At 72.4% G+C, this 14,583-nt stretch carries 15 protein-coding genes; 6 read left to right on the top strand and 9 right to left on the bottom strand.

The annotated features are described in order from the left end of the window. Positions 1-22: 22 nt before the first annotated feature. The 4 genes from chvE to AB0N63_RS07030 all read right to left on the bottom strand — a co-directional run bounded on the left by chvE (position 23) and on the right by AB0N63_RS07030 (position 4,748). The gene (gene chvE / locus AB0N63_RS07045) at positions 23-1,132 is read right to left on the bottom strand and encodes a multiple monosaccharide ABC transporter substrate-binding protein (RefSeq protein WP_365525216.1); all 1,110 of its coding nucleotides are present in this window, start codon (positions 1,130-1,132) and stop codon (positions 23-25) included. A 211-nt stretch (positions 1,133-1,343) separates the two neighbouring features. Then, entirely contained in the window at positions 1,344-2,312 is a 969-nt protein-coding gene (locus AB0N63_RS07040) for a hypothetical protein (protein ID WP_365525213.1), read from the bottom strand. 163 nt (positions 2,313-2,475) lie between these two features. Next, on the bottom strand, positions 2,476-3,534 hold the full coding sequence (locus tag AB0N63_RS07035; RefSeq protein WP_365525210.1) for an alcohol dehydrogenase catalytic domain-containing protein: 1,059 nt from the start codon (positions 3,532-3,534) through the stop codon (positions 2,476-2,478). Between the two features lie 50 nt (positions 3,535-3,584). Beyond that, positions 3,585-4,748 carry a mandelate racemase/muconate lactonizing enzyme family protein gene (locus tag AB0N63_RS07030; RefSeq protein ID WP_365525208.1) on the bottom strand — a complete coding sequence of 388 codons (1,164 nt, stop codon included), beginning with the start codon at positions 4,746-4,748 and terminating at the stop codon, positions 3,585-3,587. A 493-nt stretch (positions 4,749-5,241) separates the two neighbouring features. Between AB0N63_RS07030 and AB0N63_RS07025 the strand changes: the two genes are divergently transcribed. Beyond that, on the top strand, positions 5,242-5,835 hold the full coding sequence (locus AB0N63_RS07025) for a hypothetical protein (protein ID WP_365525205.1): 594 nt from the start codon (positions 5,242-5,244) through the stop codon (positions 5,833-5,835). Between the two features lie 145 nt (positions 5,836-5,980). On the opposite strand, the gene AB0N63_RS07020 is transcribed toward AB0N63_RS07025, so the two are convergent. Further along, the gene (locus AB0N63_RS07020) at positions 5,981-6,415 is read right to left on the bottom strand and encodes a MarR family transcriptional regulator (RefSeq protein WP_365525202.1); all 435 of its coding nucleotides are present in this window, start codon (positions 6,413-6,415) and stop codon (positions 5,981-5,983) included. A 145-nt stretch (positions 6,416-6,560) separates the two neighbouring features. On the opposite strand from AB0N63_RS07020, the gene AB0N63_RS07015 reads away from it, so the two are divergent. From AB0N63_RS07015 to AB0N63_RS07000, 4 genes are all read left to right on the top strand, one after another. Continuing rightward, the gene (locus AB0N63_RS07015) at positions 6,561-7,583 is read left to right on the top strand and encodes an NADP-dependent oxidoreductase (RefSeq protein ID WP_365525200.1); all 1,023 of its coding nucleotides are present in this window, start codon (positions 6,561-6,563) and stop codon (positions 7,581-7,583) included. Positions 7,584-7,714: 131 nt separating this feature from the next. Further along, a complete protein-coding gene (locus AB0N63_RS07010) occupies positions 7,715-8,134 on the top strand; it encodes an organic hydroperoxide resistance protein (RefSeq protein WP_365525197.1) in 420 nt (139 codons plus the stop codon). 98 nt (positions 8,135-8,232) lie between these two features. Beyond that, positions 8,233-9,051: an EI24 domain-containing protein gene (locus AB0N63_RS07005; RefSeq protein ID WP_365525195.1), complete on the top strand. Its 819-nt coding sequence runs from the start codon at positions 8,233-8,235 to the stop codon at positions 9,049-9,051. A 366-nt stretch (positions 9,052-9,417) separates the two neighbouring features. Next, entirely contained in the window at positions 9,418-10,080 is a 663-nt protein-coding gene (locus tag AB0N63_RS07000; RefSeq protein WP_365525192.1) for an alpha/beta fold hydrolase, read from the top strand. A gap of 46 nt (positions 10,081-10,126) precedes the next feature. On the opposite strand, the gene AB0N63_RS06995 is transcribed toward AB0N63_RS07000, so the two are convergent. Both AB0N63_RS06995 and AB0N63_RS06990 read right to left on the bottom strand, forming a co-directional pair. Further along, positions 10,127-11,104: an aldose epimerase family protein gene (locus tag AB0N63_RS06995; RefSeq protein ID WP_365525667.1), complete on the bottom strand. Its 978-nt coding sequence runs from the start codon at positions 11,102-11,104 to the stop codon at positions 10,127-10,129. A 22-nt stretch (positions 11,105-11,126) separates the two neighbouring features. Beyond that, on the bottom strand, positions 11,127-12,014 hold the full coding sequence (locus AB0N63_RS06990; RefSeq protein WP_365525189.1) for an SGNH/GDSL hydrolase family protein: 888 nt from the start codon (positions 12,012-12,014) through the stop codon (positions 11,127-11,129). A 253-nt stretch (positions 12,015-12,267) separates the two neighbouring features. On the opposite strand from AB0N63_RS06990, the gene AB0N63_RS06985 reads away from it, so the two are divergent. Then, on the top strand, positions 12,268-12,762 hold the full coding sequence (locus AB0N63_RS06985) for a DUF3145 domain-containing protein (protein WP_365525186.1): 495 nt from the start codon (positions 12,268-12,270) through the stop codon (positions 12,760-12,762). 164 nt (positions 12,763-12,926) lie between these two features. Here the strand turns inward: AB0N63_RS06985 and AB0N63_RS06980 are convergent, their stop codons facing one another. Both AB0N63_RS06980 and AB0N63_RS06975 read right to left on the bottom strand, forming a co-directional pair. Then, positions 12,927-14,198 (bottom strand): beta-ketoacyl-[acyl-carrier-protein] synthase family protein, encoded by a 1,272-nt coding sequence (locus tag AB0N63_RS06980; protein WP_365525183.1) that lies wholly within the window; start codon positions 14,196-14,198, stop codon positions 12,927-12,929. 87 nt (positions 14,199-14,285) lie between these two features. After that, positions 14,286-14,534 (bottom strand): acyl carrier protein, encoded by a 249-nt coding sequence (locus tag AB0N63_RS06975; protein WP_003989952.1) that lies wholly within the window; start codon positions 14,532-14,534, stop codon positions 14,286-14,288. Positions 14,535-14,583: the final 49 nt, after the last annotated feature.

Below are 14,583 nucleotides of genomic sequence, written 5' to 3'. Positions count from 1 at the left end.
TGCGGTCGGTGGGAGGGGACTGCTACTTGAGCTGGGCGTCGGTGTAGTAGCCGCCCTTGACCAGGACCTCTTCGTAGTTCGACTTGTCGACGCTGACCGGCTGGAGCAGGTAGGCGGGCACGACCTTGGTGCCGTTGTCGTACGACTTGGTGTCGTTGACCTCGGGCTTCTTGCCCTTCAGCACGTCGTCGACCATGGTCGAGGCGACGTCCGCGAGCTTGCGCAGGTCCTTGTAGACGGTCTGCGTCTGCTGCCCGGCGATGATCGACTTCACCGAGGCCAGCTCCGCGTCCTGGCCGGTGATGACCGGCAGCGCCTTGCTGCCGGAGCCGTAACCGTCGGACTTGAGCGCGGACAGCACGCCGATGGAGATGCCGTCGTAGGGCGAGAGGACCGCGTCGACGCGCTGGTTCTTGTAGGAGGAGGTCAGGATGTCGTCCATGCGCTTCTGCGCGGTGGCGCCGTCCCAGCGCAGCGTGGTGACCTGGTTGAGCGCGGTCTGCCCGGAGCGCACGACCAGCTTCTTGCTGTCGATGTACGGCTTCAGCACGGTCATCGCGCCGTTGAAGAAGTACTTCGTGTTGTTGTCGTCGTTGGAGCCGGCGAACAGCTCGATGTTGAAGGGGCCCTTGCCGTCCTTCAGACCCAGGTGGTCCACGATGTAGCCGGCCTGGAGCTCGCCGACCTTCTCGTTGTCGAAGGAGGCGTAGTAGTCGACGTTCTTGGTGCCGAGGATCAGGCGGTCGTAGGAGATGACCGGGATGTTCGCGTCCGCGGCCTCCTGGAGCACGTTGTTCAGCGACTTGTTGTCGATGGCGGCGATGATCAGGCCCTTGACGCCCTGGGTGATCAGGTTCTCGATCTGGGAGACCTGGGTGTCCGGGTCGTCCTCGCCGTAGACGAGCTTGGTCTTGTAGCCCTTGGCCTCCAGGTCCTTGACGACGTTCTTGCCGTCGGAGATCCAGCGCTCGGAGGACTTGGTCGGCATCGCGATGCCGATCGTGCCGCCGCCCTTCGAGTCGCCCTTGTCCTCCTTGGAGCCGCCCTCACCGCTCTGCCCGCAGGCGGTGAGGGTCAGGGCGAGGGAGGCGGCGGTGGCCATCGCGGCGAGTGCGGCTCTGCGGTTGCGCATGGTGGTCATCCTTGGGGTGGTGGGTGCGGGTCGGTCCGGTGGTGACTGCGGGGTGGGTCCGGCGCCGGGGTTGCTGGACCGCGCGCTCGGGAGGTGCTGCTGCGGTGCTGCTGAGGTACGGCTCTGAGGGGGCCGCAGTGGCGGACCGAGAATGGTCGTGTGGGATTGTGCGCGCCTGTGTCGTCTTCTGTGAAGCGCAGTTTCCGGAACGTTATGCCGGTGTGTCGAAGCGGCGCAGCGCGCCCGGAAGCCGGGAGCCCAGGGGCGCCATGTCGCCGTCCACGCCGTGCCGTTGGAGCAGATCCAGGGCGAGCCGGCCGCGCCGCACCCGCTCCCGGGCCGTGGCGAGGGTCACCTCGCGCAGCTGGTGGCCGTACGGGTAGATCCCGGGTGCCTTGGAGAGCCCGAACTTCAGGTACAGCGGCGCCCCGCGCCGGATCAGCTCGGCCACCTCGTACATCCGCACATAGCCGCCCAGGTCGTCCGGGGCCTCGATGTACATGTCCATCGGCGCCGCCGACACCCGCCGTATCTCGGTGAGGTGATCGAGGGTCAGGTCGCTGGGCACGTTGAGGGAGTCCGCGCCCAGGTACTCGTAGACGGCGTAGGAAGCCGGGTTGACCGGGCCGATCAGCGCGGAGACCTTGAGCGTGGTGTCGGCCGGGAGGATGCCCGCCGTGCGCGCCCGGTGCAGCGTCCACAGCACGCCCTCGTCCGCGACGAGCAGGCACTTCACGCCCAACTCCGTCGCCCGTACGGCGTCCTCGACACAGCCGGCGACCGCGTCGTGGCCCCGGGCGCGCAGCCCCGCCCCGCGCGAGTCGGTGCGCACCGAGCCGCCGGTGTCCCAGGTGCCGCGCGGCCCGGTGAACAGGCACAGCTCGATGTCGCGTTCGCCGGCCGCCTCGACCATCTCGGTGATCTCGGAGTCGGTCAGCATCCACACCCCGCTGCCCTGGCTGATCCGGTGGATCGGCACATCGAGCCGCGAGGCCTCCTTCAGGATCACCGCCAGCGCCTCCGGCCCCTCGCACGAAGGGATCTCGGTGCGCCAGCGGCCCCCACCGGGGAAGGTGTGCGGCGAGGCGTCGGCGGGGTCGAGGGCGGGGGCCGCCAGGCCGAGCGCGGTGAGCGCCTGCTCACCGGGCCTGCGGGCTGCCGGGGCGGAAGCGTCGGTCACAAGCTGTCCTTCGGTCGACGAGCCGGAGGTGTTCGACATGTCGAACGTGGTTCGTGGCTCGGGGTGTGAAAAGGCTTGCCGGGGGGCGGAAGACCTGGGGGTACGCCGGTCACGGCGTCGTCGGGTCACGCCGTGACCGGCGTACGGACGAGGGGCGGGTGGGTCAGGGGCGGAGGAGGACCTTGCCGACCTTCGGGTCGCCGCCGCCGACCAGGTCGACGGCGTGCGCGAAGTCGGTGAGCGGGAGTTCGTGGGTGACCAGCGGCAGCGGGTCGAGCAGTCCGGCCGCGAACATCCGCACCGCGTGCGCCCACGCGGACGGCGGCGCGCCGAAGACGGTGTGCACCTCCAGTTGCCGTACCACCAGGTCGGTCGGGTCGAGGCCCGCCGCGCCGGCGGCCGGGAGCCCGGTCAGCACCAGCCGGCCGCCGCGCCGGCACAGCGCGGCCGCGGTGCGGGCCGAGTCGGCGGACCCGGCGGCCTCCACGACCACGTCGAAGCCGCCGGGCAGATTCTCGTCCTTGGTGCGGAAGGCGGTCGCGCCGAACCGGCGGGCGAGCGCCGCCCGGTCGTCGCGGGCGCCGACCACCAGCAGCTCGGCCGGGGAGACCGCCCTGAGGAACCGCACGGCGAGCATGCCGAGCGTCCCCGTGCCGACCACCGCGACCCGCTCGCCCGGCCGTGCGCCCGCCTTCAGCGCGGCGGCGGCCACACAGGCGGCCGGCTCCAGCAGCGCGGCCGCGGTGAGGTCGGCGGCGTCCGGCAGGACGTGCAGCAGCCGGGCCGGGAGGGTGAGGGTGGGGGCCATCGCGCCGGGCTGCGTGAAGCCGGTCTCCTCGTAGCCCGCGCCGCACAGAGTGGTCTCGCCCGCGTGGCAGTGGTCGCACACCTGGCAGTTGCGGAAGCCCTCGCCGACCACCTTGCGGCCCACCAGGTCGCCCCGCACCCCGGGGCCGACCGCCCGTACCGTGCCGGACCACTCGTGGCCCGGCGTGAGCGGGTAACGGACGTACCCCTCGGGCCTGTTGCCCTGGTACACCTCGCGGTCGCTGCCGCAGACGCCCACGGCGTGCACGGCGACCAGGGCCTCGCCCGGGCCGGGGTCGCGGGGGGTGTGCGGGGCGAGGCGGTGCGCGCCGGGCGCTTCCACGACGACCTGGACGGAGACGGGGCGCCCTCCGGCCGTGACGGTCGCGTCACGCCCTTCACCCGGGGCGGTCACGTCGCGCCCGTCGTCCCGGGAGGCCCCTTCGCGCCCGTCGCCCCGGGAGGTCACTTCGTGCCCTTCGGGCGGCGGGTCTCCCAGCCCTCGGCCCACAGGTCGAACCGGGCCTGCTGCTGCGGGAACTCGGCCGCCGCGTCCGTGTCCAGCTCCACGCCGAGCCCCGGCGCGTGGCTCAGGTGGAAGCAGCCGTCGGCCGGGTCGACCTGCGGCGCGCCCTTGACCACCTTCTTGATCTCCGCGTCCGCGAAGTCGTTGAAGTGCTCGAGGATCTTGAAGTTGGGCGTGCTGAAGCCGACTTGGAGGGAGGCGGCGGTCAGTACCGAACCGCCGACGTTGTGCGGGGCCACCAGCATGTAGTGCGTCTCGGCGGTGGCGGCGAGCTTCCGGGTCTCCCAGATGCCGCCGATGTGGCCGACGTCGGGCTGGATGATGTCGACGGCCTGGCTCTCGAACAGCTCACGGAACTCGATCCGGTCGTGGATGCGTTCGCCGGTGGCCACCGGGAGGTCCACCTTGGCGGCGACCTTCTCGAGCGCCTTCAGGTTCTCCGGCGGGCACGGCTCCTCCAGCCAGGCCGGCTGGAACGGGGCCATCTCCCTGGCCAGCCGGACGGCGGTGGCGGGGGAGAAGCGGCCGTGCATCTCCAGCATCAGCTCGGCGTCCGGGCCGATGGCGTCGCGCACCGCCTCGATCAGCGAGACGGCGTACAGGGTCTGCTCGTGGTCGAGTTCGAAGTGACCGGTGCCGAACGGGTCGATCTTCAGGGCCCGGTAGCCGCGCTCCATCACGCCCTGAGCCGCCTTGTGGTACGCCTCCGGGGTGCGCTCGGTGGTGTACCAGCCGTTCGCGTACGCCTTCACCTTGTCGGTGACCTTGCCGCCGAGCAGTTGCCAGACCGGGACGCCGAGCGCCTTGCCCTTGATGTCCCAGCAGGCCATCTCCACGACCGCGATGCCGGACATCACGATCTCGCCCGCGCGGCCGTAGTCGCCGTACTTCATCCGGCGGACCAGGTCCTCGGCGGCGAACGGGTCGGAGCCGAGGATGTGGTTGGTCTCGGCCTCCCGCAGATAGCCGATCAGCGCGTCGGTGTGGCCGAGCATCCGGGTCTCGCCGACGCCCGTGATCCCCTCGTCGGTGTGCACCTGGACGTAGGTCAGATTGCGCCACGGCGTCCCGACCACGTGTGTGCTGATTCCGGTGATGCGCACGGCAGTTGCCCTTCCAGCTGTTCGATATTTCGTCACACGTTCGAAATGCTGGCGTGACAGTAAGGACGGGGTCAGGGGGGTGTCAATGGGGGCGACAGATAACGGTTTCGGCAAACCTTTCGACAGCTCTTTCGATCCCCCACGGAACCTTCACAACGGCCCCTAGGAACGCGGGCGGTGCGGAATCTAGTCTTCCCGCGTCATGAACTACTGCCACCCGTGCCGACGGCACCTCAACGGCGCCCTCCTCTGCCCGGGATGCGGCACTCCGGCCGAAGCGCTGCCGGTGGTCTCGGCCGGGCACGGCCTGTCTGCTCACGATGCGGAGTGGGAGCCGGCCTCGGTGGACGGCGGCGACGAGGACAGCGCCCCCGCGCCGGGCCGGGCGGAACGCCGGCGGGCCCAGGGGCGCGGACGCGGTGCGCGGGGCCGCGGCACGGCGGAACCGGAACCCGCGGCGGCGGACCGGGACGCGCCGGACCCGGGATCCGGTGTGGGAGAACCGGAATCCCGCGCGGTGGCGAGCCGGCGTGACCGCAAGGCCGCGCACCATCGCCGGCGGCGCCGCCGGACGCTGCTGATCACCGCCGGGTTCGTCCTGGCGGCGGGCGGTCTGAGCCTGGCCGAACTGGGGGTGGACGCGCCGGGCCTGCCCGGCTTCGCCGATCCCGGCCCGGCGGCGGCCGGCGCGGACACGGCGGACGGCGGTGCGGCGGAGTCGGGTACGCCGTCGACGGCGCGCCCGCTGGACGACACCTCCGGCGGGGCCGCGAGCGCCCGCCCCGCCTCCGCCTCGTCGTCGGCCTCCGCGTCGCCGTCCGCCTCCGCGACCGGCGGGACCCCGACGCCGAGCGGGACGGGCACGCCGACGGGTTCGGAGTCGGCGTCGCCGGGCGGGGGCGGGGAGACGGGCACGGGTGGCGACGGGGGCTCGGGCCCGGCACCGGGTTCGGGAGGCGAGGCGTCCCCGACACCGCCGGCCCAGCAGCCGACGTCCCCCGCGACCTCGGCCCCGCCCCCGACGACCGCACCCCCGAAGCCAGCCCCGACCCACACCTGCGACCGCTTCCTGTGGTGGTGCACCTGACCGCCCCCTGAGGGGCGCGGGGAACGGCGCGCCCGGCTCCTCGCACGCGCCCGCACCACAAGGCGACGGGCACCCCGCCCATGCCCACCCGGCCCGGAGGCCGCCCGGCCCGGAGGCCGCCCCCGCCGGGAGGGCGACTTCAGCCCTAGCCCAGCATCCGCCGCAACAACCCCCGCAACGTCACCCGCTCCTCGTCCGTCAACCCCGCGAGCGGCTCGCGGGCGAACCGCAGCCCCTCCCGGAGTTCACGGGCGACCCGCCGCCCCTCCTCCGTGGCCGCCGCCAGCTTCACGCGCCGGTCGGCCGGGTCGGGGCGCCGTTCGACCAGCCCCCGCACCTCCAGCCGGTCCACGATGCCGGTCACGTTCGACGGCTCACACTTCAGCTTCAGCGCCAGCTTGCGCATCGGCAGCGGCTCCAGCGACAGCAGGCTCAGCAGTCGCGCCTGCGCACCGGTCAGCGCGTGCTCACCGGCCGCCTCCTCGTAGTCCTCGTAGAACCGGGCCACGACGTCACCGATCAGCTCGACGACCTCCATGGTCACGGGATCGGGGCGGCGGGCGTTCGGGGGAGTGGCCATGGCGTCCAGGGTACCCGTTTGCTTGACAGGATGAAATGTTCAGGAGCATGGTTGTTTCATATGCTGAACTAAAATCACGTTTCAGCGGTGGGTCCCCACCCCACCCGCACGACACGTCCCGCACCGACCTACGAGAGGCGCCCCCATGTCCGACACCCCCACCCTTCCCCGCGTCAGCCGTGAATGGCACCTGGTCAGCCGTCCGGTCGGGTGGCCGAAGCCCGAGGACTTCGCCCTCGTGGAGGTCGAGCTGCCGCAGCCGGGCGAGGGCCAGATCCTGGTCCGCAACGAATACCTCTCCGTCGACCCGTACATGCGCGGCAGGATGTCCGCGGCCAAGTCCTACGCCGCCCCCTACGAGCTGAACCAGCCCATGCAGGGCGGCGCCGTCGGCGAGGTCGTCGTCTCGAACGCCGAGAACATCGCCGTCGGCGACCACGTCCTGCACTACGGCGGCTGGCGCGAGTACGCCGCCGTGGACGCCGCGCAGGCCGTCAAGGTGGACCCTGAGGCCGCGCCCCTGTCGACGTACCTCGGGGTGCTCGGCATGACCGGCCTGACCGCGTACGCGGGCCTGCTGCGCACCGCCTCCTTCAAGGAGGGCGACATCGTCTTCGTGTCCGGCGCGGCCGGCGCGGTCGGCAGCCAGGTCGGACAGATCGCCAGGCTCAAGGGCGCCTCGCGCGTGATCGGCTCCGCCGGCTCCGACGAGAAGGTGAAGCTGCTGACGGACGAGTACGGCTTCGACGCGGCCTTCAACTACAAGAACGGCCCGGTTTCCGAACAGCTCCGCGCCGCCGCCCCCGACGGCATCGACGTCTACTTCGACAACGTCGGCGGCGACCACCTGGAGGCCGCGATCGGCTCCCTCAACCTGCACGGCCGGGTCGCGATCTGCGGCGCCATCTCCGTCTACAACAACACCGAGCCCGCGCCCGGCCCGAAGAACCTCGCCCGGCTGATCCAGACCCGCGGCCGGATCGAGGGCTTCCTCGTCGGCGACCACTACGACCTGCAGCCTCAGTTCGTGCGGGAGGTCGGCCCCTGGGTGCGCTCGGGCGAGCTGAAGTACCGCGAGACGGTCGTCGAGGGCGTCGAGAACACCCTGGAGGCCTTCCTCGGCGTCCTGCGCGGCGACAACACCGGGAAGATGATCGTCAAGCTCTGAGGGACCGGCCCGCGGAGGTCTCGCCGTGTGCCGGACGCACCTTCCCGCACATTCCGGCATGCGGTAACTTCATTCCGAAACCGTTGTGATCGTGGGCGCGAGTCACGGCGGCACGAGGAGGAACGCAACCGATGGCCATCCAGCAGTCCGACGTGAAGTACACCGCGGTCGCCACCGCCGAGGGCGGCCGCGACGGCCGCGTCGCCACCGACGACGGCAAGCTCGACGTCGTCGTCAACCCGCCCAAGGAGATGGGCGGCAGCGGCGCCGGCACCAACCCCGAGCAGCTGTTCGCCGCCGGGTACAGCGCCTGCTTCCAGGGCGCCCTCGGCGTCGTCGCCCGCCAGGAGGGCGCCGACGTCACCGGCTCGACCGTCACCGCGAAGGTCGGCATCGGCCAGAACGAGGACGGCTTCGGCATCATCGTCGAGATCTCGGCCGACATCCCGAACGTCGACGCCGCCACCGCCCGGAGCCTGGTCGAGAAGGCCCACCAGGTGTGCCCGTACTCGAAGGCCACCCGCGGCGACATCACCGTGACGCTGGCCTGAGCCGATCGTTTCCCGGACGGAGGCCGCATCCCTGGACGTGGGGTGCGGCCTCCGTCCTGCCCGGCCGCCCTCCCGAAGGCCCTCGCTACAGTGGCCCCATGCGTGATCTCGGGGTGGGGTTCGGATATCTGCTGAAGGGCCAGCGCTGGGTGGCCCGGCACGGACGGGCGTACGGCTTCGGTCTGCTGCCAGGGCTGATCACCCTCGTCCTGTACGCCGCCGCGCTCACCGCGCTCGCCCTGTGGGGCGAGGACGCCGTCGCCTGGGCCACGCCCTTCGCCGACGGCTGGCCGAGTCCCTGGCTCGGCCTCTTCCGCGGTTTCCTCACCGCCGTCCTGTTCGCCCTCGGCCTGCTGCTGGCCGTGGTCACCTTCACCGCGGTCACCCTGCTGATCGGCCAGCCCTTCTACGAGAGCCTCTCCGAACAGGTCGACCGGGACGTCTCCCCGGACGGCACCGCGCCCGAGTCCGGCCTGCCGCTCTGGCGCGAACTGTGGATCTCCGCCCGCGACAGCCTCCGCGTGGTCGTACGGGCAGCGCTGTGGGGCGTCCTGCTCTTCGCGCTGGGCTTCCTGCCGGTCGTCGGCCAGACCGTGATCCCGGTGATCGGCTTCTTCGTCACCGGCTTCTTCCTCACCGAGGAACTGGCCGCCGTCGCCCTCCAGCGCCGGGACGTCGACCTGCGCGCCCGCCTCGCCCTGCTGCGCTCCCGCAAGACCCTGGTCTGGGGCTTCGGCACCCCGCTGGGCCTGGCCTTCCTGGTCCCGTTCGTCGCCGTGTTCCTGATGCCGGGCGCGGTCGCCGGCGCCACCCTCCTCGCCCGCGACCTGCTCGCCGAGGAGACGGGCGGGCCGGACGCGGCGCAGCGCCCCCAGGACGCGGACGGCGACGACGCGGACAGCCCCGCCGGATTGTGAAGGGTTCGTACGAGATTGCGGCCGCACGGCTGATCCCCGGACACCGCGGCGTCCCGGCGATTACCGTCGGACCGGGGACGCGTCCTCCCGCGAACAGCCCCGGTCCGGGAACCTGACCCCCGGACCGGGGCTGTTCGCGGTGTGTGCGGGGGTCCCGGTCCACGTCAGGGCTCACGGGCGGCGCTTTCGGGCGGCCGGCTCGGAAACGGCCCGGTGCGGTGCCGGTGACGTCGCCGACGGACGCGACGAGCCGTGGCAGCGCCCCGGGCGACACAGGCCGCACACGTCACGACACCCCGATGCCGCGGCCGTCGGCCCGGAAGACGCCCCGGCCGACGGCCGGGAAGCCGAGAAGAGGAGAGGCCCATGGCGACGTTCGTGCTCGTGCCCGGCGGCTGGCACGGCTCCTGGGCGTTCGAGGCGGTGGTCCCGCTGCTGGAGCGCGCCGGCCACACCGTCCACGCCCTCACCCTGACCGGACTGCGGCCCGACGACGACCGGGCGACGGTCGCGGCCGCCAACCTGGACACCCACGCCGACGACGTGCTGGGCCTCCTCGACCGCGCCCGCCTCACCGACGTGACGCTGGTCGGCCACAGTTACGGCGGGATGGTGATCGCCGCGGCCGCCGACCGCGCCCGCGGCCGGGTCTCACGGCTGGTGCATCTCGACGCCTATGTGCCGCGCGACGGGGAGTCGTGCTGGTCCTCCACCACCGAGCCCTACCGGCAGGCGTTCGTCGACGGCGCCACGAGCACCGGGTACGCCGTGCTTCCGCCGGCCGGCGGAGACCCCCGCCGCCGGCCCCATCCTCTCGCCTCGCTCACGCAGGCGATCCGGCTCACCGGCGCCGCCGAGCAGGTGCCCCGCCGCGAGTTCGTCTACTGCTCCGGATGGGAGGACCGGACCCCCTTCACCGCACTCCGCACCCGCCTCGAGGCCGATCCGGGCTGGCACGTGCGCGAACTCCCCACCGGCCACAACGCGATGCGCGAGGCCCCGGACGCGGTCGCCGCGCTGCTGACGTGAACGCGGTGCCGTCGCCGCACCGGCGACCGCACCGCCGCGGCCGCCGCTACCGCACCGAGAACCCGTACACCGTCTCCGAGCGGTAGACCTCGCCCGGACGCAGCTCGGTGCTGGGGAAGTCCGGTCGGTTGGGGGAGTCCGGGAAGTGCTGGGTCTCCAGGGCGATTCCGGCGTTCGGGGCGAGCGGGGCCGTGAGGTGGTCGGCGGTGTAGAGCTGGATGCCCGGCTCGGTGGTGGCCACCGTCAGGACGCGGCCGGAGACCGGGTCGTGCAGTTCGGCGATCTCCTCGGCGGCGGCCGTCACGCCCTTGTCCAGGACGAAGTTGTGGTCGTAGCCGGCGCCCACCGTGCGCGAGCCGCGGAAGTCGAAGCGGGTGCCGGCGACCTCGGCCGGTTCGCCGGCCGGGATCAGGCGCTCGTCCACGGGCGTGTACCGGGCGGCGGCGAGCCGCAGTTCGTGACCGCCGGCCGGGCCGGAGTCCGCCCCGCCGAGGTTCCAGTACGCGTGGTTGGTCAGGTTGACCACCGTCGGCGCGTCCGTGACCGCCTCGTAGGAGATGCGCAGCGCGCCCGACGCGTCCAGCGTGTACGTCACCGAGACCTCCAGCCGCCCCGGGAAGCCCTCCTCGCCGTGCGGGGAGACGCGGGCCAGGCGCACCCCGTGCGCGGCCTCCGTCGCCTCCCACACCCGCTTGTCGAAGCCGCTCGCGCCGCCGTGCAGCGAGTTGGGCCCGTCGTTGGGCGCGAGCGCGTACGTCCGGCCGTCCAGCGGGAACCGGGCGCCGCCGATCCGGTTGGCGTACCGGCCGACCAGCGCGCCGAGGAACGGCTCCGGGTGGGTGACGTACCCCGCGAGGTCCGGGAAGCCCAGCACCACGTCCGCCGGACGCCCGTCCCGGTCCGGGACCTCCACCGACTGCACGATCCCGCCGTACGTCAGCACCCGTACCCGTACCCCGGCCCGCTCCAGCGTCCAGCGGTGCACCGGACTCCCGTCGGGAAGCCGGCCGAAGATGTCGCTCATGCTCATGCGCAGCACCCTAAGGTCACGGCGTTCTCGCCGTGACGGTGCGGTAGGCGATCTCCGCGAGCCGCGCCTGGCCGTTGCGGCTCGGGTGGAACCAGTCCCAGTGACTGAGCTGCTGGGAGCCGAAGCGGTAGTCGAAGACCGCGTCGTGGTCGAACCGGCAGCGGCGGTCCTTCGCACACACGTCCGCCAGCACCTTGTTGTACGCCACCACCCGCGCCTGCACCGTCTCGCGCCGCGCCGTCGCCGCCCCGTCCAGCGCGTCCGCGTCGCCCAGCATCGACGGGCAGATCCCCAGCTTCCAGATCTGCTTGCCCAGTGGATTGGTCCGCCCCTCCGACCACAGCCGCTTCAGGTTCGGCACGCTGGAGACGTACACCTGCGTCTTCGGCAGCGTCTGGCGCAGGGTGTTCATCGCGTCCTGGAACTGGGTGCGGAAGTCCGCCACCGACGTCATCTCGGCCGTCGAGGCCCGGCACGCGTCATTGGCGCCGGCCATCACCGCCACCAGCGCCGGCCGGTGCACCACCGCCTTGTCCATCTGCGCCTTCAGATCACGCATCCGGGCCCCGGTCACCGCGTGGTTCCAGCTGTGCTGAGAGGCGCCGGCCACCCCGAGCAGCCGCACGGCCAGGCTGTTGACCGCGGCGTCGCTGCCCGTCGCCCAGGACACCTCCGGACAGTCCGTCAGCACCGCGCACGCGTCGAACCCGCGCGTGATGGAGTCGCCCACCGCCGCGACCGAGTCCGGTGAGGTGTCCCACTGCGGCGTCGGCGACGCGGACGCCCGTGCCCCCGTGTCGCCCGAGGTGCCCCGACCGACGGTGTCGCAGCCCGCGGCGGCCAGCACGGCCGTCACCGCCACGACGGCGTGCGCGGCCCGCAGACGGTGGCTTCGCTTCCGCATCCCTGGTGTTCCCCTCGGTCGTCCTACGGTGCAGCCGGTCCCTCCATGAGAACGCGCGGGGGTTCCCCACCCCCTCCGATGTGACGGCGCACACCCGTACAAGCGTCCCCATGGGTGAATGACGGGGGTTTCCTGGCACCGGGACCGACGGTACGTCACACTCCTTGCCCCGTCGCACGGTAGCCTCGCCATCAACGTGGCCGTCGCGCCACTGCCGCCCGCCCGCCCCTGACCCGCTCTGCCCGGAGGTCCCGTGACGACACGTGGAGTTCTGTACGTGCACTCCGCGCCGCGCGCGCTGTGCCCGCACGTCGAGTGGGCCGTCGGCGGGGTGCTCGGCACGCGCGTCAGCCTTGACTGGATCCGGCAACCGGCCGCGCCCGGCACCTGGCGCTCGGAGTTCTCCTGGCAGGGCCAGGCCGGCGCCGCCTCCAAACTGGCCTCCGCGCTGCGCGGCTGGCACCTGCTGCGCTTCGAGGTCACCGCCGAGCCGTGCGCCACCGCCGAGGGCGAGCGCTACAGCTGCACCCCCGACCTCGGCATCTTCCACGCCGTCACCGGCATCCACGGCGACATCCTCATCCCCGAGGACCGCCTGCGCGCCGCCCTCACCCGCTCCCGGGCGGGCGAGACGGACCTGGAGGCGGAGATCGCCAAGCTCCTCGGCAAGCCCTGGGACGACGAGCTGGAACCCTTCCGCTACGCGGGCGAAGGCGCCCCGGTCCGCTGGCTCCACCAGGTGGTCTGAAGGTCCTCGTGCCCCGTCCGGGGCGCGGGGCCGTGCCCGTGTGCGGCTCCGCCGCGTGGGCGCGACCAGCCCCCGCCGGCCCGCACCCGGCCGACGACAAGCGAAGAACGGCGTCGGCCCGAACCCCACCAGGGGCCCGGGCCGACGCCGTTCAGTACCGGGAGTCAGATCGTACGGAACGCCAGTACGACGTTGTGCCCACCGAACCCGAACGAGTCGTTCAGCGCGGCGATCCGCCCCTCGGCGGGCAGCTGCCGGGCCTCCCCGCGGACCACGTCCGCGTTCGCCTCCGCCTCGGGGTCGAGGTTCTCGACGTTGATCGTCGGCGGCGCCACCCGGTTGTACAGCGCCAGCACCGTCGCCACCGACTCCACACCGCCCGCGCCGCCCAGCAGGTGACCGGTCATCGACTTGGTCGCGGAGACGGCCATGTGGTCCGCGTGGTCGCCGAAGACCTTCCGCAGCGCCTTCAGCTCGGCGATGTCGCCGGCCGGCGTCGAGGTGGCGTGCGCGTTGACGTGCACGATCTCGGCCGGGTCCAGGTCGGTGCGGTCCAGCAGGTTGTGCAGGGCGTGCGAGATGCCGCGGCCCTCGGGCTCGGGCTGCACGATGTCGTGGCTGTCGGCGGAGATGCCCTGGCCGACCGCCTCCGCGTAGACGCGGGCGTCGCGCGCGGCGGCGTGCTCGGCGGACTCCAGCACGAGGACGCCGGCGCCCTCGCCGAGGACGAAGCCGTCCCGGGCGGCGTCGTAGGGGCGCGAGGCGCCCTCGGGGTTCTCGTTGTTCTTGGACATCGCCATCATGTTGCCGAACGCGGCGATCGGCAGCGGGTGGATCGCCGCCTCCGTGCCGCCGGCGACGACCACGTCGGCGCGGCCGGTGCGGATCATCTCGATGGCGTAGCCGATGGCCTCGGCGCCCGACGCGCAGGCGGAGACCGGGGTGTGCACGCCGGCCCGGGCGTTCACGAGGAGGCCCACGTTGGCCGAGGGGCCGTTCGGCATCAGCATGGGCACGGTGTGCGGGGAGACGCGGCGTACGCCCTTCTCCTTCAGCACGTCGTACTGGTCGAGGAGCGTGGTCACGCCGCCGATGCCGGAGGCGATGACCGCGCCGAGCCGGTCGGGGTCGACGGAGCCGTCCTCGCCGGCCTTGCCGGTGAAGCCGGCGTCCCGCCACGCCTCCTGGGCGGCGACCAGCGCGAACTGCGCCGAGCGGTCCAGCCGGCGGGCCTGGGGCCGGGGGATGGTCTCGGTCGGCTCCACCGCGGCCGGGGCCGCGATGCGGACGGCCTGCTCGGCCGCCCACTCCTGGGTCAGCGGCTTGACGCCGGACCTGCCGGCGACCAGACCCTCCCAGGTGGAGGCTGCGTCGCCACCCAGCGGTGTGGTTGCGCCGATACCGGTGACGACCACGGTGCGATTGGTCGAGCTCACGGGAATTCTTTCTCCAACGGATGCGAGGATTCAAACGGCGCCACCGCCGGGTGGCGGGGCAGTCAGCCCGAGGCGGTGATCGGTGGATCAGCCCTGGTGCTTGAGGATGTAGTCGGTCGCGTCGCCGACCGTCTTGAGGTTCTTGACGTCCTCGTCGGGGATCTTCACGTCGAAGCGCTCCTCGGCGGCGACGACGACCTCGACCATGGACAGCGAGTCGACGTCCAGGTCATCGGTGAAGGACTTGTCCAGCTGGACGTCCTCGACGGGGATCCCGGCGATCTCGTTCACGATCTCGGCGAGACCGGCGACGATCTCTTCCTGAGTGGCGGCCATGTCGGCGCTCCTTCGTAGATGTTCCAGAGGGTGTGGCAGTGCTGCCCGC

This window comes from Streptomyces sp. NPDC093260 (genome assembly GCF_040683715.1).
Taxonomy (GTDB): domain Bacteria; phylum Actinomycetota; class Actinomycetes; order Streptomycetales; family Streptomycetaceae; genus Streptomyces; species Streptomyces sennicomposti.
This window is presented reverse-complemented; position numbering and strand designations above follow the sequence as displayed.